Raw genomic sequence first — 21,491 nt, forward strand, 5'->3', positions numbered from 1 at the left:
CAAACTGGCGCTACCTTCTTGCGACAAGCGCGCAGTAAGCGTACGCGCTGACGCATTACTCATTCGTCATCCTTATTGTTTTTCGAACCCGGAGGACAGCCGGGTTCCACATACGCGATGCGAGATTTATTGCACGAACGCGCCGATCGAGAGGTAAGGATTGACGACGCCGGCTTGAGTGGGCGTGGACGATGGCGTGTTGACGCCGTTCATCAACAGGCCGTATACCTGCCCTACCTGGACCATCACGCCGGAATCGCCGGCCTTGTAGATCAAGGTGCTACCCGACGTCAGCGGACGCGTCGCCGTGACATTGACGAGCCCCGGTTTCGACTGCGTGTAGTCAAAGCTGAAGTCACCGGAATCTACGGTCGTGAAGGGATTGACCAGTTTTCCGACCGAGCCCTGAAACAGCGTCGAGGTGTAGTTCACGCCGGGTGCAAACGACGCGCTGCCGTCGATGCAGGCACCCGCCGACGCGTAGGCGGTCGAATACTGCCCGTTGATCACCACACTGCCTTGCACCGCGGCGCTATAGGTGACCACGCCGCACGCCGACGCGCTGTTCGCCCCAATGTAGCCACCGCTCAAGGTGCCCGCAGCCAGTTGTGTCGCCGGCGCCAGCAGGGAAATGCCAAGCTGGTCGTCGAGTACCGAAGCGAACGGATTGGCCAGATCGGCCGACGCGTAACCGACGCGAATGATGACGGGCACCAGTTGGCCATTCACATTGCCGACGATCATCACGCCATGCGCGTGGTTGGTACTGGTGATCAGTTGGGTGACCCCCTGCCCGACAGCCGGGTAGTACAACTGTCCGCTCGGCGGTGTGCTGACGAACACGTTGTCTGGCGTTCCGTCGGCATTGGTTCTAAGCGTCCATGGCGTACCGGTGGACGTACACGAGTAGGTGGAACCGTCGGGCACGCAGGTGCCGTTGGCATCGAAGCTTTCCGAGGCCTGGATCGCATCGGGCTCCCAGCCTACGTTGCTGCCGGACGTCACAACCGGCGCGCCGCTCTGGAAGCTGGTGCCTTCCGGTGTCATGCGGAATCCCAACTCGTTGTAGGCGCCGGCCACTTTCGAGAAGTCCGTGACCGTCTGGCTGAAGCCGAGGAACGGGTACGAGTCGAAGGTGCGCGACGGCACCGCGCCGATGGTGTAGCCCGGGAAGAGCGGAACGCCGCCGAACGAGATCGTGGCGCCGGGAATACCGCCGCCAATGATCCCCTGTCCGACGAACAGCATGGGAGGATCCTGCGGGTTCACCGTGATCGAATAGGCGCCGTCCTGGGTCTTGCCATTTTCCAGCAAGATCGCGCATCGGTTCTGTTCGGCGGTCGGCAATGCGTAAGGCGTGCTGACGTTGCCGCTGGCGTCCGTCACCTGGTACTGGTTGGGATGCACGTACGAACCCGTGATCGTCAGACCCGCACGCGTCTGATTGACCTGGCCCGACGAGACCGGCACGGCCGATTCCACAAAGGTCATCTGATACTGGCTCGTTGCCGAGTTGAACTGCATCTTGATGTATTCGCCGCTCCCGGAGCCACCCGTGTAGGTCGTCGAGTTGTCGAGCGACTCGGGACATAGCTGCTTGGCGGCCACCGGCGTGGAGGTGGGCGCGCCCTGTCCGCTACAGGTACTGCCCGAGCATTGCGGCACGGAGATAGCAGCCGGCGAACCGGGGGTGTCTCCGTTGCAGCCCGATAGCATTACAGGCAATGCGAGTACGCAAAATATGAAAACTGCCAGCCCTCGCCGGCTCCCTCGATGCGCCATTACTCGTCTCCGTAGTCGTATTTTTATTTAAAACCCAGACATCATCTATTCACCCGGCATTGATGTGTCCATTCATTGCAATGCGTGCAAATCAATGCATAAAACGTTTTTGCGCTACTCTGGCCGCCGGATTAAACGGAATAACATTTCCCGCGGCAAAATGCATATTGCATTGAAGGACAACCGGAATCCGCAATACGCGTAGCACATTGCAGACTGCAATGCAGTTGTCTTCCCTGGCGGATATGGACCTCGTGGTGCATTGCGCTAATTGGCCGGATATTCATGTAATTTGTGGGCATACACTAGCCCTACAGACCTGACGTGTACATAGAGTCTTTGATCCAAACAAGCTAGCTGGGACAGCGGTGCCTGTTCTCATGGGTCTGCCGGGATTTAAAACGGGTGTGTGAATGGGTTTGCCTGCTTGAAGTGAGATTACAGCGACCCATGGGATGCAATTCACGTATTCTGATCTCCGGTATCCATGGCAAGCGCAACGAATCGCGAGTCCAACGAATGCGTTGCGATTTTGTTCGTTAATCTGGGAGCTGGCATGCTGTCCTTGCGAAGCGAGAAAAAACGTACCGCGATATCGCTGTGGAGTGGCGTGGGGTGGGCGATATGTGGATGCGTAGCGATTGCGGTGACGTTGGTGGCGATGGGGCGGTGGCCGGCAGGCGGCGGAGGGATGACGCCTGTTGCGATGCCGGCGGGAACGCAAGGCTCGGGTGCCGTAGCGAGTGTGCGTACGGGCGCGGGAGGCGTGCAACGTTCATTGGTTCACCCGGCTTCAGCGGCGACGAACGGGGTGGACGTGCTGGCACGACTCGAGACGGCAGGGGGTAGCGGTCATGCCGTTCAGTCTGAAACGAATACGAGCAACACGCTAAACGAAGCGCTGCAACGCGCGTTCTCTTACCCGGATTTCACTGCACTGGCCGGGCGGAGCGATCCTGAAGGTCTGGTGGAAGCAGCGGCTTGGGCCGATGCGTGCGCGGGCGGGATGCTGGCCGCACAGGAGCAATTGCTGCGTTGCGGCGACGCGAAACTGCACGAGGCGCGCTATGCCGAGGACATGCTAAAGAAGGCCGCTGACGCCGGGCAACCTGCGGCTGTTCTTGCGCTGGCGCAGCGGTACCCTGCGCAATGGTTGGAGATTCCTCTGCCTGGCGGGGATATGCTGGGTGACCGCGTGTTTACGCTTGCTGCCCGTGGTCACCCCGCCGCCCTGGCGATGCTCAGCCAGTTGTGCGCTGTCGAAGGCGCATGCGTCGAGCCGCAGTTGACGCGCAACGTGCTGGCACTGCTGCAATTGAGTATCTACAAGACCGGAACGTCTGATGTTAGCCAGTATCTGACGGGGCCTGAGAGCGAGCGGCGAGCCGCTGCCGATCGGGCCGCACAACTACGCGCGAGGTTGAATTGGCCGGCCTGAACGAGAACCTTCGTTAAGATCTGGTGCCCGTCATAGCTAGTACACCTTACGAGAGATGCACACGATGTCGACCGGCCTGTGGCTTTCGTCGGACGAGACGGTTGGACACCGACCGTTTGGCGGCCATCGGGGATGCGAGCGTCGAATCGTCCGAGTTCATCGATCTTTTGGCGGATGCAGGTATGTCGATGGGAGGATCGTACCGATAGAGTATGGGTCGAGAAAGATCTACCGGGGCAGATCAGATTTGTCTAACTTGGGGGCTGCCCGCAACCGGCGCAGCGAATTGCGGCACTTCTATTTTTTAGTTGGGGCGCACATGCGCATCTCCATCGGAACATGGTTCGTCGCTGACTCGAAAGAGAACGAAACCGCATTTCCACAAGTTGGGCAGCGCTCCTCAACCCTCGCCTTTCAGGACGTCTACTGGCGTTGCGTCGCGTGCTTCTACGTCACGAGTGTTGCCAACAATCCGCACGCAAGGCACGTGTTTTATACAAACACCCACATCAGACATGTCGACGGTTTTGACATGCAAGGGCTGTTCGACCGGCTTGGTGTGGAAGTTATCCAGCTTCCCATCACCTACAGGCTCCCGCGAGACAAGGCCAGATCCTGGGGGAATCAGTTTTACATCCTGGACATCATCAAACACATGGCCGGAAACCCGTCCACTGATAAGTTCGTCATTCTCGACAGCGATTGCATCTGGAATTCGAGCGCAGAAAAGCTGAGCAGTGCGCTCGATGAATGTGGATGCCTGATGTACACGCTTGGTAATGAGGAATTCGAAACCAACGCGGCTATCAACGGTATTACGCGGCAGCAGATGCGGGCAGCCCTGAATGACTGGCAAGGCACAAGCACACCAGGCGCATCGGCGGAGGCCGAGGGCGTCGAATATAACGGTGGCGAACTGTTCGCCGCTACGCACGCCGAATGCAAGGTCCTTGCCTCCATGATCGACGATCTATGGCAATGGCAATCTGGACAGCCGGACAAAAAGGGATTTCTTGAGGAAGCTCATTTCCTCAGCATCCTCTATGCGGCTCGCGGATACAAGACGTCGACTGCCAATCCGTTTATCAAGCGGATGTGGACCGCATTCAAGTTCAACAATGTCGAGAAGAAGGATCTCGGCATTGACATATGGCATTTACCTTGCGAAAAGAAAAGCGGGTTCCGTACCGCGTTTGGACAACTGGCGGATGGCAAATTGCCGGACGACCCGTCCCGTTTGAGCGCTTATTTTGCGCACACCATGGGAATTCCTCGGCGCAGCACAGGAAAATTCGTTGCGGACGCCTCGCGGAAGATCAACGAAAAAGCGCAGGCTTTTGTGGGTGCCAGGATTGGGTTGAGGGCGGGGTAAGCAGGGCTAGCGAAGCTTCGTCAAAGAGACGTCGCAAACCGACGCGGTACACCCCACAGGCAACGCCGCTCACGCGAGTTGCGCCGCCATCTGCCGGAGCCGAGGACCGGCGTGGTTATGAAAGCGCTGGATTCCTGCGCACAGGTAGTTAAGCCCCGGCTCTCCGTCAGGCGTACGCAGGAAGCGGTTCTTCGGACACTCCCCCCAGCACAGTTTCAGGTGCTTGCATTGTTTGCAGTAGGTAGGCAACGTGCTCCGCTTCGCATATCCAAACGTCTGCTGACGGGCAGAAAATGCCATCGCGCCGAGATGCTCGTTCTGGATGTTGCCCAGAGCGAAGTCAGGATAGACATAGTGATCGCATGAGTAGGCGGTGCCGTCGTGCTCCACGGCGAGCGCCTTGCCGCAGAACTCAGCCGTCACGCAGGTTTGTGCCGGCTGACCCATGGACTGCGCCACGGCGGTCTCGAACACACTGACCAGCACCCGTCCGGCGTCCTTACGGTCCCATTCGTCGAAGGTGCGGCAAAGAAAGTAGCCCCAATCCTGTGGGTCGACGGACCATTCGGTGACGATCGAGTCGGGGTTTCCTGGCCTCGCCGCACTTGAGTCCATCAAAGGCATGGAGTCGAGCGGCCAGTGTTGCGGAGCAACCGTCGTGAAGTCTTTCGGCTCCACGCATGGAATGAACTGCATATAGGTCGAGCCGATCTCGTCGCGCAGAAAGCGGTAGACATCGAGCGGGCGCTTCGCGTTGATGCGGTTGACCACGGTCAGCGTGTTAAATCGCACGCCATGGCGCTTCAGCGCGCCGATCCCGCGCATGACCGAGTCGAACGTGGAGTTGCCTTTCCGGTCCACGCGAAACGCATCGTGAAGCGCGCGCGGTCCATCGATACTGACGCCCACCAGAAAATCGTGCTTCGCGAGGAACGCGCACCAGGCATCGTCGAGCAGTGTGGCATTGGTCTGCAGGTCGTTGACAATGCGTCGCCCCATGAGCCGGTAGCGCGCCTGCAACTCCACGATCAGCTCAAAGAACGCGAGACCTAACATGGTCGGCTCGCCGCCTTGCCAGGAAAACACAATCTCATCGGCGTTCTGCGCCTCGATGTACTGCCTGATATAGCGTTCCAGCATCGACGACTCCATCCGCCGGCCGCGATGTTGATCGAGCAGGTGTTCCTTGTGCAGGTAGTAGCAGTAAGTGCAATCGATATTGCACGTCGAACCCACCGGCTTGGCCATTGCGTGAAAGCGCCCTTTGCGCTCGGGTCTGCACGGCTCTGCGGCGGGCGTTGGATTGAGGCAGGGTAGCGGGCTTGTGCCAGCAGCTTTGCGCACAATAACTTTCATGGGAAGCAGCTCCTTCGGTTCGTGTGCGCCGGCCGCGTGTATGGCGGCCGGCGCACGAGGTGCAGGAATCAGCCGGTTAATCGCCGGCTGCGCTCCCCTTCTGGATCGATTCGAGTCGCTGGCGCAGCGCCTCGACGCGCTGGAACTGCGAATTCCTCACTGGCCCCGTGTAGGACACGCTCTGGACCGGTCGCGGCGGATATTTGATGTAGCTGTCAAGCGACTGCTTCAGAACCTCGTCGAAGATCGGCATGGTCCAGCTCTTTTCAGTCCAGCTGGTCATGAAGATGTCGTAGTGTTCACCCGGATCGGCCTGCAGGTCATAGAGGCGCGGCACGGTCGCGACATATTTGTCCGGACCACGCCAGCCTGTGTGCTCCTCATCGGAGAAGGGCGGGTAATCGCCACGCAGATTGAACACAGCCTTGAACTTTCCGACGCGGATAGCGCCAGGTGCAAGCTCATCTTCGGTCTGGTAGAGCCAGAAGTTACGCCTGGACTTGCCGGTACCCAGCAGAATCGGCGTCATATCGTAGCTGTCGAAGATAGTCGGCTTGCCCTCGCGATCGGTGGTCGGCAAGGTCGCCCCTGCTACGTGTGCAAAGGTAGCCATCAAGTCGAGACCACCGGCGATGTCCCACGACGAACCATAGGGCTTGATGTGCTTCGGCCACCAGGCAATGGCGGGAACGCGGCTGCCGGCTTCCATGTCGGTGCCCTTGGTGCCGCGGAACGGAGTCCATCCGGCATCCGGATACACGTCTTGCCATGCGCCGTTGTCCACGGTGTAGAACACGAGCGTGTTGTCGGCAATGCCCGCGGCACGGATCGCGTCCATCACGCGACCGATACGGGTGTCTAGCTCGACGACCGCGTCGCCGTACTTGGTCTTGACTGCCGATTTCCCAACGAACTCAGGCGCCGGCAGATTAGGCTGATGGTTCTTCGTGAAGTTGATGCTCATGAAGAACGGCTTGCTGTCGTGGGAATGGCCGTTAATGTAGTCAATGGACGCGGTCTCGACACCCTGGTCCAGCGTAGGAATATCCTCGCTGGTGATTTTCCGAACCTCCTGCGCATTTTCACCCGCCTTGCCCTGCAACTCGCCCAATGGCTTCACCTTCTGAATGTCGACCGGCCAGTCGGGATTCCATTTCGAATCGGCGTACGTATAGGCGTTCAGGTGATACAGATAAACGCTCTTCATTTCGTCGTAGCCATGCGCTGTCGGCATCGCGTAGTCGGCTTCACCCAGATGCCATTTGCCGGTGAAGAACGTGGAGTAACCCGCGTTCTTGAGCACGTCGGCCACAGTCACCTCGCCCTTCGGCAGACCGCCACCCTGCCCAGGCGCCGCAACCGTCGTCATCCCGCTGCGGTTCGGCAAGCGTCCGGTCTGCATCGCAGCACGGCCGGGGGTGCAACTCGGTTGTCCATAGAAGTCCCAGAACTGCATGCCTTCGTGCGCCATGCGGTCCAGATTCGGGGTAGGCGCCCCGCGCCCTTCCCCGCCGCCATATACGCCCAGGTCCCCCCAGCCGGTGTCGTCCGAGACGATCAGGACAATGTTCGGTTTCTGGCTGGTCTGCGCCAGTGCCGGTGCGACCCCGGTGCAGATCAACGCGGCCGCCGCGGCGACTCTCAGGAGCGCTGGGTGCCTCGATGCAGGTTTATAAAACATAGATTGCTCCGTTGGAGTTGAAAAAATTGCCTGACACTCGTATTGCTTAGGTTTGCTTCTTATTGACCTCGTGTTAACGAAGCTGTGGTGGTCGCTCCCACCCCGCCCGTACTGATGACAGGCTCGGCCACGACGACGTCGCGAGGTAAAGATTCTGTTTCGCTCTTTTAAATCGGATTGCTAAATGAGTGGCGGCCCTCGCCTCGCGCTCGTCTTCGCTGACATGTCGAAGCGCTTCCGCCTATTTGAAGCTGGCGCCAAGCGACAACTCGACTGCATTGCCCTTGGGACGATTACGGACTTCAAACTCGTTGACCCAGCGCAGGGATGCTGAAACGGGCGTACTACTCCATTTTCCCGACCAGGTGACGACAGGCCCCATGCCGATCGAGTGCCCGCTCGCGCCTCCGGTGACATCGGCCAGTCCACCGTAGTCGTCGCCCAATTGCTGAACCCAACCGCCGATCAGGCCCACGCCCCAACCGCCGGTGAGGCGCTTTAGCGCGAGCAGGTCCAGAACGCTGACGGGGGCGTTGTGATAGTGCGTGGCGTTATTGGCGGTATAGAACTCGACGCCGTAGTTCGCCGACAACTCAATGTCCTGTGAGGGCAGCAGTTTCGTGTACGCAATGGTCGGGACGAACGTCCAGGTGTTCTGTCCAGCATTGGCAAGACGGCTTGCGCTGTAGGCGCCGGTGGGCGCATACATCTGAATGCTCAACGCAATATGATCGACTTTAGTCAGGTGATAACCGGCGACGACCGGGGTAAAGAAGATGTCGGCGAACTGTGTGCCGCTGTCGGCCGGGAGCAGGCCGTGGAACGACGAAACCGACGTGTACTGAACCGGCACGCTGAATGCCGATGCGAAATTCCAGCCGCCCGCGGTGATGCCCCAGCTCTTTGCCACGCTGATCAGGTTGTACGAGATATGGTAATCAAGGCCCATTGAAACGGTGCCGGCAACCGGGATGGCTTTGCTTTTGCCGAGCGAGCCTTCGTAGTAAATGGAGGTGACCGAAACCATCCAGTCCGAGGTGGGCGGCACAATCCCCGCATACGGCGCGATCTGCATGCCCGTGATCGGCCGGCCAATCCCCCCTTCTGTCGCGCTCGCGAGCGACACCCAGCCAAATGCCACCGACGCCACCATCGCCGACAGGCAGCCATACGGCAGGCGCCGCGCTGACAATCCATTCATCTTGCAATCCTTTCCTTCTAGAGCCATTTCTTGATTCGAATAGATATATTTCGCATATCTTATTAATTGGATGAATGGAAACCCCACCGTGTCTGGACGCGCGCCGCGCTATCGCAATTGAGTGCGCGTGCACGGCGGACCCGAACGCTGCCTGCGTACTTCGTCGCGGCCAAACCCTACGGCAACCGGGAGATTGCTCTGTTCGTCGCCAAATACCTGGATTACGTTGAGGCGCCCTCGTGCCGCATAAGCACCACCTGCATCGGCGTTTAATTTTCAGCGACGAATCGGGATTTATCGAACCCCTCGTTTCCCGGCATCATCATGCTGCTCTTTGGGCAAACACGAATTTTGCGGGCCATTCTTCAATAGAGATCAGCACGGAAAGGTCAAGGGGCTCCGAAGTATTGGATTCCACTTCCCCACATGGCAGACTATTAATAACGAAATTTCGATTATTTAACTACGAATCAAACAAATATAAATGGAAATGCCTTTCTCCGTGAATGCAGGAAAAATACGACAATCAATTAGGATCAGTCCTATCGCAGCACGCGCCACGATCTAGCCCCTACGGCTCCGCAGATTTATTTTTAGCTTCTTGCTGCGCCGCCTTCATGTTTTCGAAATGTTAGCAAACACCTTCCTTTTTCGCAACGAGGTTTTATTGCGATAAAGTTGAATTATTTTGTCAAATTTTTATTCAAACGTTAAACAATGTTTCAAATCAAAAAATGGGATATCCATAAAAGAGAAAGAAGAAATTCAACACGTAACCAAATGGATTAAGTCGCTCAATATTGACAGAGAAACGCTGACCCAAGCACTCTTGCGTCAGCGTCAAAGCAATGAAATGTCGGAATGTTCCGGCTTCGAACCGTGTAGTCCATTCCAGGGGCCATCGAGAAGATCGATGTCAAGCGTCGCCTCGTTACGCGGCGCTGAGCGGACCGAACCGTGCCGAAGCTTTCGAAGCGGGACCGGGGGTGTCGCGGGTCGCTAGCGGAACTGAAGGCCGGGGCGGCGTGGCGCGCCCGCTGGACCCGGGAGAGGCCGGGGTCATGTGCCGGGAAAGCCATCAACCGGAACGAGATAAAAAAAACCCCGCTCAAAGGCGGGGTTGATCTTACATTTTTCGGTTACGGGAAATCAGAACGGAATATCGTCATCCATCTCATCAAACCCGCCGCCGGCCGGCGCGCTCGGACGGCTCGAACCACCACCGCCGCTACCCCCACGCGAAGCGCCACCACCCGAAGCCACGCGACCACCACCACCACCACTGCGCTCCGACGGCTCGCGGCTATACCCGCCTTCGTCGCCACCACCACCCATCGCGCCACCACGGCCACCCAGCATCTGCATCTGCTCGGCCACGATCTCAGTGGAATAACGATCCGTCCCATCCTGAGCCTGCCACTTACGCGTACGAATGCGCCCTTCGATATAAACCGACGAGCCCTTCTTGAGGTATTCGTTCACGATCTCGGCCAACCGCCCGAAGAACGAAACCCGGTGCCACTCGGTGGCTTCCTTCATTTCGCCGGACGTCTTGTCCTTGTACCGGTCCGTCGTCGCAAGGCGGATGTTCGCCACTGCGTCGCCGCTCGGAAGATAACGGACTTCCGGATCGGCTCCGAGGTTGCCGACGAGAATGACCTTGTTCACGGATGCCATGAGTTTCTCCTGTTGATTCCGTTGCAGGTGGCGCGGCAACGCACGTTTCACGTCTCAGAACCGGCCGGCCCGAGAGGAAAACTGCGCCTCAGCCGGCCACCGGTGAGTTCTATGATGCCTTCCTGAGCGGCGGCGGCTTCATATTTGCCGCGATTATAAGCCAGCAAAATACCAGCCCGGAGCAGGCGAAGAACACCGCGCTCTGTCCGTCCGCCTTCAGCAGCACACCGCCGAGCACGCCGCCAATGGCGAGGCCGATCGACTGCGTGGTGTTGTACACGCCCGTCGCCGCACCTTTGCGCGAGCCCGGCGCCAGTTTCGACACCAGCGAAGGCTGCGACGCTTCAAGAATATTGAAGCCGAGAAAGTAGACAAACAGGATCCCGGCCACACTCAGAATGGTATGGGGCGCGACGCCCAGCAGCAACTGTCCGATCAGGATAAGACCAATCGCACTGACGAGCACCACCTTCATCTTGCCGCGCTTTTCCGCCGCGATGATCGCCGGGACCATCATCACGAACGACAGCCCCATCACCGGCAAATAAACCTTCCAATGCGACGCGACCGGTAAGCCGCCCGCTTCCAGAATGCGCGGCACCACCAGGAACAGCGCCGTTTGCGTCGCGTGCAGCACCAGCACGCCAAAGTTCAAACGCAGCAACTCGACGTTGTGCAGCACTTCCGAGAACGGTGCGCGCACGTGCACGGGCATGGGCGCGTTCGGCACGATCCAGATCACCACGCCAATCGCCAGAATCGAGAAAATGCCGACCAGCGTGAACAGGCCGCTCATGCCGACCCACTCGAACACGATCGGCGCGCCGACAATCGCCACGGCGAACGACACGCCAATGCTGCCGCCCACCATCGCCATCGCCTTGGTGCGATGCTCTTCGGACGTGAGATCCGCGATAAAAGCGAGCACGGCGGACGACACTGCGCCCATCCCCTGAATCACTCGACCGACGATGATCCACGTCATGTCGTGCGCCCCCGCCGCGACAAAGCTGCCGAGCGCGAAGATCGCGAGCCCGGTGGCGATCACCGGCTTGCGCCCCACCTTGTCGGAAACCCAGCCGTAGAAGATATACAGCAGCGATTGCGTCACGCCGTATGCGCCTAGCGCGATCCCCACCAGCAGGACGTTGTTTCCGCCGGGGATGGTTTTCGCGTAGATCGAGAACACCGGCATGATCATGAAGAGACCGAGCATGCGCAGGGCAAAGATGCCTGCGAGCGACACGGTCGCACGCAGTTCAGGCGCGCTCATGCGTGAAGAGGTTGCGGACGGATTGGACATCGGGAACGTGTTTTGAATAATCTGGACGGCCTCGTGGCCGGGCGACACACCGTCGGGCAGCATACCTCGGGCGGCCTGCCGTGAGCGACCCGCGACCTGCGGCAAAGACCCACAGGCGTCTTGCAGTCGCACCAAAAGGCCCCACCTGCCACCTTTCCTCACGACGCTGAACCGCTGTCTTACAGCTCGCCGCGCGCCTGTCGGGCGCTGTCAGGTAGTCGTAACAGCGGTCTTGAAAAGTCGTTATAGTAGCAGGTTTAGCCTCTTCCTCTTTCCGCCAGTTCGTGGCCAGGCGATGGGATCAACGCGTGGAACAAATCCGTATCCGTGGGGCTCGTACCCACAATCTGAAGAACGTCAGTCTCGACCTGCCGCGTCACAAGCTCATTGTGATTACCGGCTTGTCGGGCTCGGGCAAATCGTCGCTTGCCTTTGACACGCTCTACGCGGAAGGGCAGCGCCGCTACGTCGAGAGCCTCTCCGCGTACGCACGGCAATTCCTGCAATTGATGGAAAAGCCGGACGTCGACCTGATCGAAGGTCTGTCGCCGGCCATCTCCATCGAACAAAAGGCCACCTCGCACAATCCGCGCTCCACGGTCGGCACCGTCACGGAGATTCACGACTACCTGCGCCTGTTGTTCGCGCGGGTCGGCACGCCCTATTGTCCGGACCACGAAATTCCGCTGCAGGCGCAAAGCGTCTCGCAGATGGTCGACGCCGCGCTCGCCCTGCCGGACGACACCAAGCTGATGATCCTGGCGCCAGTGGTGGCGGACCGCAAGGGCGAACACGTCGAACTGTTCGAGGAAATGCAGGCGCAGGGCTTTATCCGCTTTCGCGTGCGTTCGGGCGGCGGCACCGCCAATGAAGAGGTCGCGAAGATCTACGAAGTGGACTCGCTGCCGAAGCTGAAGAAGAACGACAAGCATACGATCGACGTCGTGGTCGACCGTCTGAAAGTGCGCGCCGATATGAAACAGCGCCTCGCGGAGTCGTTCGAAACCGCGCTGCGCCTCGCCGACGGCCGCGCCATCGCGCTCGAAATGGACACCGACAAGGAGCATCTGTTCAGCTCCAAGTTCGCCTGCCCGATCTGCTCGTATTCGCTGCAGGAGCTCGAGCCGCGTCTGTTCTCGTTCAACAACCCGATGGGCGCGTGCCCGGAGTGCGACGGCCTCGGCCAGATCACTTTCTTCGATCCGAAGCGGGTGGTGGCGCATCCGTCGCTGTCGCTCGCGGCGGGCGCCGTGAAGGGCTGGGACCGGCGCAACCAGTTCTACTTCCAGATGCTGCAAAGTCTCGCGGCGTTTTACGAGTTCGACATCGACGAGGCCTTCGAGGATCTGCCGGAGAAGGTCAAGAAGATCCTGCTGTTCGGCTCGGGCAAGCAGACCATCCCGTTCTCGTACATCAACGAACGCGGCCGGGCGTCGATTCGCGAGCACGTGTTCGAAGGCATTATCCCGAACCTCGAGCGCCGCTACCGCGAGACCGATTCGGTCGCCGTGCGCGAAGAACTCGCCAAGTACCAGAACAACCAGGCCTGCCCCGCCTGCGCCGGCACGCGCCTGCGCCGCGAAGCGCGCTTTGTGCGCATCGGCGCGAACAGCGACGCCCGCGGCATCTTCGAAATCAGCGGCTGGCCGTTGCGCGATGCGCTCGGCTATTTCCAGACCCTGCGCCTGGAAGGCTCGAAGCGCGAGATCGCCGACAAGGTGATCAAGGAGATCGTCGCGCGGCTGATGTTCCTGAATAACGTCGGGCTCGACTATCTGTCGCTCGAACGCAGCGCGGAAACGCTCTCGGGCGGCGAAGCGCAGCGCATCCGGCTCGCCTCGCAGATCGGCTCGGGCCTGACCGGCGTGATGTACGTGCTCGATGAACCGTCCATCGGCCTGCACCAGCGCGACAACGACCGCCTGATTTCGACGCTGAAGCATCTGCGCGATCTCGGCAATTCGGTGATCGTCGTCGAGCACGACGAGGACATGATCCGCATGGCCGACTACGTGGTCGACATGGGCCCGGGCGCCGGCGAACACGGCGGCATGATCATCGCCGAGGGCACGCCCGAAGAGGTGGAGGCCGATGCGGCGTCGATTACCGGCCAGTACCTGTCCGGCGCACGCACCATCCAGTACCCGGACGAGCGCAAGGAGCCCGACGAGCGGCGCCTGCGCATCGTCGAAGCCTACGGCAACAATCTGCAACGCGTCACGCTCGACCTGCCGGTGGGCCTCCTCACCTGCATCACCGGTGTGTCCGGCTCGGGCAAGTCCACGCTCATCAACGACACGCTGTATCACGCGGTGTCGCATCACCTGTACGGTTCGTCGGCCGAGCCGGCGCCGTACGAAGCGATCGAAGGCCTCGAGCACTTCGACAAGGTCATCAACGTCGACCAGTCGCCGATCGGCCGCACGCCGCGCTCGAATCCGGCCACGTATACCGGCGTGTTCACGCCGATCCGCGAGCTGTTCGCGGGTGTGCCGGCTTCGAAGGAGCGCGGCTACGATCCGGGCCGTTTCTCGTTCAACGTGAAGGGCGGCCGCTGCGAAGCGTGCCAGGGCGACGGCGTGCTGAAGGTGGAAATGCACTTTCTGCCCGACGTCTACGTGCCGTGCGACGTTTGCCACGGCAAGCGCTACAACCGCGAAACGCTCGACGTCCACTACAAGGGCAAAAGCATCAGCGAAGTGCTGGAGCTGACGGTCGAAAACGCGTACGAGTTCTTCAAGCCCGTCCCGGTCGTGGCGCGCAAGCTGAAAACCTTGCTGGACGTGGGTCTTGGCTATATCCGCCTGGGGCAGTCGGCCACCACCTTGTCGGGCGGCGAAGCGCAGCGCGTCAAACTATCGTTGGAACTGAGCAAGCGTGACACCGGTCGCACTCTATACATCCTCGACGAGCCAACCACCGGTTTGCACTTCCACGATATCGCGCTGCTGCTCGAAGTGATTCACCGTTTGCGAGATCAGGGCAATACCGTGGTGATCATCGAGCATAATCTGGATGTAATCAAAACGGCCGACTGGCTGATCGACCTCGGCCCGGAAGGCGGCGCCGGCGGCGGTCAGATCATCGCCCAAGGCACGCCGGAGCAGGTGGCGAAGTCGAAGGCAAGTTTTACCGGTCGATACCTGGCGCCGCTGCTGAAACGCGACGCCGCCAAAAAGTAATGCTGCACACCCCAGGTTGGAGATGGAAATAAGCCATGACCAAGCGTAACGAGGCGCCCGATGAAGGGCAGGTGCAGGATCTGCGCCCACGCCCGGTCAGGCTGACGAGCGACATGAGCCTGCCGAGGCTGTCCGCGGTCGAGATCGGCAGTTACCTGCTGATGCTGTTCGGCATGTGGGCGGTGCTCAATCTCAGGCTGCTCGGCGCGTTGCTGGCCGGGCTGCTGGTGTACCAGCTCATCCAGACGCTCGCGCCGCGCATCGAAAAGCACATGTCCAGCCAGCGCGCGCGCTGGCTCTCGGTGGTGATCCTCGCGGTGGTGATCGTCGGCGGGCTGACGGGTCTCGTAATCGGCATCATCGATCATTTCGAAGGCGACGTACCGAGCGTGCAGATGCTGCTCGACCAGGCCATGCAACTGATCGACGAGGCGCGCGGCCGGATTCCGCAGTTCGTCGCCAACTATCTGCCGGTCGACACCGATCAGATGAAAGCGCGCGCCACCGAGCTGATGCAAACCCACGCCGGCATGCTGCAGCAAGGCGGCAAGAATGCGGCGCGGGTCTTCACGCATATCCTGATCGGCATGATCATCGGCGCGATCATCGCGGTCGGCGCCCAGAAGCACATGCAGCGGCTGCCGCTGTCCACCGCGTTCGTCACCCGCGTGACGCGGTTTGCCGACGCCTTCCGCCGCATTGTCTTCGCCCAGGTGAAGATTTCCGCGATCAACGCGGTGTTCACCGGCATCTTCCTGCTGGTGCTGCTGCCGATCTTCCACGACCGGCTGCCGCTGTCGAAGACGCTGGTGCTCGTCACGTTCATCGTCGGCTTGCTGCCGGTGATCGGCAATCTTATATCGAACACCATCATCGTCGCCGTGGCGCTCTCGGTAAGCTTTCCGGCCGCGGTCATGTCGCTCGTGTTCCTGATCCTGATCCACAAGCTCGAGTACTTCCTGAACGCGCGGATCGTCGGCGGCCAGATTGAGGCGCGTGCGTGGGAATTGCTGGTGGCAATGCTGATCATGGAAGCGGCGTTCGGCATCCAGGGCGTGATCGCCGCGCCGATCTTCTATGCGTATATCAAGCGGGAACTGATCTATCTGCGGCTGGTTTGATGGATCGATGATTTGGCGGCGGCCGTCTTTTTTTACCCAATGCTCCCGGCCGCCTCCGATCAGCGGAACACGACCGTCTTGCTGCCGTTCAGCACGACGCGATGTTCGACATGCCACTTCACCGCCCGCGCCAGCGTCACGCATTCGACGTCGCGGCCGATCGCCGTGAGTTGATCCGGCGTCATGCTGTGGTCGACCCGCTCCACTTCCTGCTCGATGATCGGACCTTCGTCCAGATCGGTCGTCACGTAGTGGGCGGTGGCGCCAATCAGCTTCACGCCGCGATCGAACGCCTGATAGTACGGCTTCGCACCCTTGAAGCTCGGCAGGAACGAGTGGTGAATATTGATCGCACGGCCAGCGAGGCGTTCGCACAACTGCGGCGACAGGATCTGCATATAACGCGCAAGCACCACCAGATCGGCCTTGTGCTCGTCGATCACTTCGAGCACACGCGCTTCCTGCGCCGCCTTGCCCTCGGGCGTCGACGCCATCAGCGGGAAGTGGTGGAACGGAATGTCGTAGCTCGCCGCAAGTTGATAGAACTCCTTGTGGTTCGAGATGATCGCCGGAATCTCGATGCCCAGCTGGCCGGTGCGGTAGCGGAACAGCAGATCGTTCAGGCAATGGCCGATCTTCGAGACCATGATCACCACGCGCGGCTTCACCGTCGCGTCGTGCAACTCCCAGCGCATGCCGAAGCCGTCCGCGAGCGTGCCGAACGCGCTGCGCAGCGCTTCCAGCCCCGGATCGCCGCCCACCTGCTGGAAATGCACGCGCATGAAGAACTCGCCGGTATGGCTGTCGCCGAACTGCGCGGAGTCGAGAATGTTGCTGCCGCGCTCGAACAGGAAGCCCGATACCGCGTGGACGATGCCGGGCCGGTCGGCGCACGACAGTTTGAGAATAAAGCTGTGATCGGTCGACATGACCTGGGTGACTCCCTTGTTCAATGCGTGATTCGTTGAAAGCGTCGTTGAAAGCGCCGTTGAATGGTTATGCGACGGCCGGCGGCACGAACAACGCGTCGATCCCCACGCAGTCCTCTGCATCGATCCAGCGCCGGCGCAACAGGCAGTCGAGCGTGGCGAGGCTGGCGTCGACGGTCAGCGCGTCTTCCTCGATCCAGCGGGCCACTTCGTCGATGCGTGCCAGGCGGTGCTCGCCCACTTCGCCGTCCTGATTGCGCGGCGCGAAATCCGCCGGCAGCGCGAGGTCGTAGACGAAAATCTGCTCGGCCTGGGTGCCTTCCGGCAAGGACTGCAGCACATGCACCGTGCGCCCCGGCGTGGCGCGCGCAGCGATCTCTTCCGGGATGCCGGCTTCTTCCCAGCACTCCTTGACGATTGTCGCCTCGATCCCGAAGCCCCAGCCTATCCCGCCCGCGACCACGTTATCCAGCATGCCGGGGTCCGTGGCCTTGGTGTCGCTGCGGCGCGCGATCCACAATTGCGGCGCGCCCTCCGCGTATTCTACGACGCCGTTCAGATGCACCGCGTAGGTCATGGTGCCGAAGAAGCGCGAGGCGGCGCGTTCGATATACGCGAGCGGCGGTGCATCGAACGCATTGCGGATCGCGTAGGTCTCGTCGCGCCAGCCGGGAATGCGCCCTTCGGCGGCCAGCGCACCGATCACGGCCCCAAGCGCCGCGCTACGCATATCCACGGTGTTCAAGCGCGGCAATAACACCACGCGCGTGGCGTCGATCTCGAAGACGTCGGGCCAGCGGGCCAGCAGGGGCACGTCCGTCGAGCGAATCCAGCCCACCTGCTGGGCGTCGATCCAGAACGGCCGATGCGCGTGCGCATCGAAGCGGCGCGCTTTGATGATAGAGGGCAAGGTCATGAATACTCCAACTGCACGAACGCGATCAATCGCGCAGCGCCACGCGAATGCCGATCGCGATAAAGGTTGCGCCCGCAAGGCGATCGAGCCACACGCCGACACGCGGACGGCGCTTCAGCCAGCCGCCGATCATCCCCGCGCACACGCCGAACAGCGAAAACACCAGCACCGTCTGCAGCATGAACACGAGGCCCAGTTCGAGCATCTGCAGCGGCACGCTCTGCACGCCATGCGGCTCGATGAACTGCGGCAGGAACACGAGGAAGAACAGCGTCACCTTCGGGTTCAGCATATTGCCGAACACGCTTTGACGGAACACCGACCACAGCGGCTGAGCCGGCCGCTCATGGGCCGTGGCGAGCCCCTGGCTGCGCAGCGCCTTGATGCCGATCCAGATCAGGTAAGCGGCGCCGGCGTACTTGATGGCCTGGAAAGCCAGCGGCGACGAGCGCAGCAACGCGGCCACGCCCAGCGTCGCGAGCGTCGTGTGGAACGTGATGCCGGCGGCGAAACCGAGTGCCGCGACGAGTCCGGCGGCACGGCCCTGCGAAATGCCGCGCGCCAGCACCTGAAGGTTGTCCGGGCCGGGAGCCAGCGTGATCGCCATCGAGGTGGCGAGAAACAGCAGGAAATTGGGCATGCGTCTTACCTCATCGCGATGGTCTTGCTGAATGATCGAAGGCGGTTGAAGCGCGGTCAAGGCGCGCTTGCAGCACTCGCCGCGCCGGACACCGGACGTCCCCGCCCGCGGCTTAGTGGCCGCTAAACTCGGTGACGGTGAAGAGCGGCAACCCCGCCGAGCGCAACAGCGCCGAGCCGCCCAGCTCCGGCAGGTCGATGATAGCCGCGCCTTCGATCACCACCGCGCCCAGCCGCTCGAGCAGTTGCTTGCCGGCCATCATGGTGCCGCCGGTTGCGATCAGATCGTCGACGATCAGCACGCGGTCGCCCGCTCCACACGCGTCGGCGTGAATCTCGACGGTCGCCGTGCCGTATTCGAGCTCGTACGACTGCGACTCCGTCCGGTAGGGCAGCTTGCCCTGCTTGCGGATCGGAATGAAGCCCACGTTCAGTTCGTACGCCAGCACCGGCCCGATGATGAAACCACGCGCGTCGAGCCCCGCGATGTAGTCGAGCTTCGCGTCGATATAGCGCTGCACGAACAGGTCGATCAGCACCCGAAACGTCTTCGGATGCTGCAGCAGCGGCGTGATATCGCGAAACTGCACGCCGGCCTGCGGCCAGTCGGGCACGGTGCGAATCTGGCTTTTGACGAACGCAGCCGCGTCGAGCGGTGCGCTCGCAAGCGCGTTGGACATGATGGCTCCAGACGGATCCCCAGGGACCCTGGTAAAAGACTTAAGAATCTCGCGCGGCGGCTTCGGGTCGCGCGCCTCGAATCCCGGCCGCGTGCGTGTGCGCGGCACGGCCCGCTGCCGCATGTTCGCTTATGCCGCCGCCCGCTTCAAACGGCCGGTGCGCCCGCCCGGCGATGCTTCGACAGCCGCTCTTCGGCTGCGGCGAGCGCTTCGGGCAAGCCGCGCAGCACGACGATGTCGCTGGCGCGCAGTTTGGTCGACGGGTCCGGCTCCACGCCGCGAATGCCATGACGGCGGATCGCCGTCACCTCGACGCCCAGTCCGAACAAACCGACCTCGGCCAGCGTACGGCCCACCGCGTCCGCGTTCTCGTCGACCGGCACCGATTGTAGTCGCACCTGCTCGTGACTGTCGTCGTCGCCCACGTCGTCGGCGCCGTGAAAATAGCCGCGCAGCAGACTATAGCGCTCGTCGCGCATCTCCTCGACCCGCCGCACCACGCGCCGCATTGGCACGCCCATCAGCACCAGCGTGTGCGAAGCGAGCATCAGGCTGCCCTCGACGATCTCCGGAATCACCTCGGTCGCGCCGGCCGCGAGCAGCTTTTCGAGGTCGGCGTCGTCGACGGTACGCACGATGACCGGCAGCGTCGGCTCCAGTTCGTGGATGTTGTGCAGCACGCGCAGCGCCGACGGCGTATTGGCGTAGGTGATCGCGACCGCCGCCGCGCGGTGGATACCGGCCGCGAGCAAGGACTCGCGCCGCCCGGCGTCGCCGAACACCACGGATTCGCCGGCCGCCGCGGCCGCCGCCACGCGGTCGGGGTCGAGGTCGAGCGCCACGTATGAAAGACCCTCGTGCTCGAGCATGCGCGCAAGGTTCTGTCCCGCCCGCCCGTAGCCGCAGATGATCGTATGGCCGCTTTGCTTCAGGCTTTGCGTGGCGATGCGCGTCATCTGCAGGGACTGCATCATCCATTCAGTCGACGACAGGCGCAGCACAATGCGGTCCGCGTTCTGGATCATGAAGGGCGCGGCCAGCATGGACAGCAGCATCGCGGCGAGAATCGCCTGCAGGAGCGTGGCGTCGACCAGATGCTTGTCGAGGATCAGGTTCAGGAGCACGAAGCCGAATTCGCCAGCCTGCGCGAGGCCGATGCCGGTACGCATCGCCACGCCCGGCGACGCGCCGAACAGGCGCGACAGCGCGGTGATCATGATCAGCTTCAGCAGCATCGGGCCGAGCAGGAAAGCCAGCACGATCAGCGGATGCGTCCAGATCACCATAGGGTTGAGCAGCATGCCGGTGGTGACGAAGAAGAGGCCCAGCAGCACGTCGCGAAACGGCTTGATGTCTTCTTCAACCTGATGCCGGTAAGGCGTCTCGGCGATCAGCATGCCGGCGATGAACGCGCCCAGCGCAAGCGACAAACCGAATTTATCCGTGATGAACGCCGCCCCGAGCGTGACGAGCAGCAGGTTCAGGATGAACAGCTCCTGCGAGCGGCGCCGCGCCACCACATTGAACCAGCGGGTCATGAACTTCTGCCCGACGATCAGCAGCAGGGCCAATGCGACCACAATCTTCACTGCCGCGAGCCCGAGCGCCGTCATCAGGGTGCGGGAATCGCCACCGAGCGCCGAGATGACAATCAGCAGCGGCACCACCGCCAGATCCTGGAACAGCAGCACGCCGAAGATATTGCGGCCGTGCTCCGTCTCGATCTCGAGCCGCTCCGCCAGCATCTTGCTGACAATAGCCGTCGACGACATAGCAAGCGCCCCGCCCAGCGCGATGCTGCCCTGCCACGTGATATGCACCCAGCGCTCCAGCACGAAGCCGAGCGCCACTGCTACCGCCACCGTGCCGATCACCTGCAGCAGGCCGAGGCCGAACACCAGCCGGCGCATCGAGCGCAGCTTGGCGAGCGAAAACTCCAGCCCGATCGAGAACATCAGGAACACCACCCCGAACTCGGCAAGGTTCTGCGCGCCGATCGAATCCGGAACGATACCGAACGCGTGCGGCCCGACGATGATCCCCACCGTCAGGTAGCCGAGCATCGGCGGCAGGTTCAGGAAACGGAAAACGACGACGCCCGCCACCGATGCCAGCAGCAGGAACAGCGTCATTTCGAGCGGGGAAATCATCTGAAAGCGTCCTGGTTCGTCGACATAACCATCGCACGCAAACCGCCGTGCGACAAGGTTGAGG

15 protein-coding genes are annotated in these 21,491 nt (G+C 61.3%); 4 read left to right on the top strand and 11 right to left on the bottom strand.

Annotated features, from left to right (window positions below; all coding sequences use genetic code 11):
• Positions 1-126: 126 nt before the first annotated feature.
• Complete coding sequence (locus BUS12_RS29215) at positions 127-1,782, bottom strand: DUF2957 domain-containing protein (protein ID WP_074300838.1); 1,656 nt, start codon at positions 1,780-1,782, stop codon at positions 127-129.
• Positions 1,783-2,269: 487 nt separating this feature from the next.
• On the opposite strand from BUS12_RS29215, the gene BUS12_RS29220 reads away from it, so the two are divergent.
• Positions 2,270-3,220: a hypothetical protein gene (locus BUS12_RS29220; protein ID WP_143788491.1), complete on the top strand. Its 951-nt coding sequence runs from the start codon at positions 2,270-2,272 to the stop codon at positions 3,218-3,220.
• Between the two features lie 319 nt (positions 3,221-3,539).
• The gene (locus tag BUS12_RS29225; protein ID WP_074300840.1) at positions 3,540-4,592 is read left to right on the top strand and encodes a hypothetical protein; all 1,053 of its coding nucleotides are present in this window, start codon (positions 3,540-3,542) and stop codon (positions 4,590-4,592) included.
• Between the two features lie 69 nt (positions 4,593-4,661).
• Here the strand turns inward: BUS12_RS29225 and BUS12_RS29230 are convergent, their stop codons facing one another.
• From BUS12_RS29230 to BUS12_RS29250, 5 genes are all read right to left on the bottom strand, one after another.
• Complete coding sequence (locus BUS12_RS29230) at positions 4,662-5,840, bottom strand: anaerobic sulfatase maturase (RefSeq protein WP_074300841.1); 1,179 nt, start codon at positions 5,838-5,840, stop codon at positions 4,662-4,664.
• A 184-nt stretch (positions 5,841-6,024) separates the two neighbouring features.
• Entirely contained in the window at positions 6,025-7,629 is a 1,605-nt protein-coding gene (locus tag BUS12_RS29235) for an arylsulfatase (protein WP_074300842.1), read from the bottom strand.
• A 241-nt stretch (positions 7,630-7,870) separates the two neighbouring features.
• Positions 7,871-8,830: a SphA family protein gene (locus BUS12_RS29240; protein WP_083640662.1), complete on the bottom strand. Its 960-nt coding sequence runs from the start codon at positions 8,828-8,830 to the stop codon at positions 7,871-7,873.
• Between the two features lie 1,149 nt (positions 8,831-9,979).
• The gene (locus tag BUS12_RS29245; protein ID WP_074300843.1) at positions 9,980-10,507 is read right to left on the bottom strand and encodes a single-stranded DNA-binding protein; all 528 of its coding nucleotides are present in this window, start codon (positions 10,505-10,507) and stop codon (positions 9,980-9,982) included.
• 109 nt (positions 10,508-10,616) lie between these two features.
• Positions 10,617-11,810 (bottom strand): MFS transporter, encoded by a 1,194-nt coding sequence (locus tag BUS12_RS29250; protein WP_074301772.1) that lies wholly within the window; start codon positions 11,808-11,810, stop codon positions 10,617-10,619.
• Positions 11,811-12,118: 308 nt separating this feature from the next.
• On the opposite strand from BUS12_RS29250, the gene uvrA reads away from it, so the two are divergent.
• Both uvrA and BUS12_RS29260 read left to right on the top strand, forming a co-directional pair.
• The gene (gene uvrA, locus BUS12_RS29255) at positions 12,119-14,992 is read left to right on the top strand and encodes an excinuclease ABC subunit UvrA (protein WP_074300844.1); all 2,874 of its coding nucleotides are present in this window, start codon (positions 12,119-12,121) and stop codon (positions 14,990-14,992) included.
• 35 nt (positions 14,993-15,027) lie between these two features.
• On the top strand, positions 15,028-16,113 hold the full coding sequence (locus BUS12_RS29260; protein WP_074300845.1) for an AI-2E family transporter: 1,086 nt from the start codon (positions 15,028-15,030) through the stop codon (positions 16,111-16,113).
• A gap of 59 nt (positions 16,114-16,172) precedes the next feature.
• Here BUS12_RS29260 and purU read toward each other — a convergent pair whose 3' ends face one another.
• The 5 genes from purU to BUS12_RS29285 form a co-directional block, all read right to left on the bottom strand.
• Positions 16,173-17,042 carry a formyltetrahydrofolate deformylase gene (gene purU, locus BUS12_RS29265; protein WP_074300846.1) on the bottom strand — a complete coding sequence of 290 codons (870 nt, stop codon included), beginning with the start codon at positions 17,040-17,042 and terminating at the stop codon, positions 16,173-16,175.
• A gap of 67 nt (positions 17,043-17,109) precedes the next feature.
• Positions 17,110-17,958 carry an NUDIX hydrolase gene (locus tag BUS12_RS29270; RefSeq protein ID WP_074300847.1) on the bottom strand — a complete coding sequence of 283 codons (849 nt, stop codon included), beginning with the start codon at positions 17,956-17,958 and terminating at the stop codon, positions 17,110-17,112.
• 25 nt (positions 17,959-17,983) lie between these two features.
• On the bottom strand, positions 17,984-18,598 hold the full coding sequence (locus tag BUS12_RS29275) for a LysE family translocator (protein WP_074300848.1): 615 nt from the start codon (positions 18,596-18,598) through the stop codon (positions 17,984-17,986).
• A gap of 112 nt (positions 18,599-18,710) precedes the next feature.
• A complete protein-coding gene (locus BUS12_RS29280) occupies positions 18,711-19,277 on the bottom strand; it encodes an adenine phosphoribosyltransferase (RefSeq protein ID WP_074300849.1) in 567 nt (188 codons plus the stop codon).
• Positions 19,278-19,423: 146 nt separating this feature from the next.
• Positions 19,424-21,427, bottom strand: coding sequence for a monovalent cation:proton antiporter family protein (locus BUS12_RS29285; RefSeq protein WP_074300850.1), 2,004 nt, complete (start codon positions 21,425-21,427; stop codon positions 19,424-19,426).
• Positions 21,428-21,491: the final 64 nt, after the last annotated feature.

This window comes from Paraburkholderia phenazinium (assembly GCF_900142845.1).
GTDB lineage: Bacteria > Pseudomonadota > Gammaproteobacteria > Burkholderiales > Burkholderiaceae > Paraburkholderia > Paraburkholderia phenazinium_A.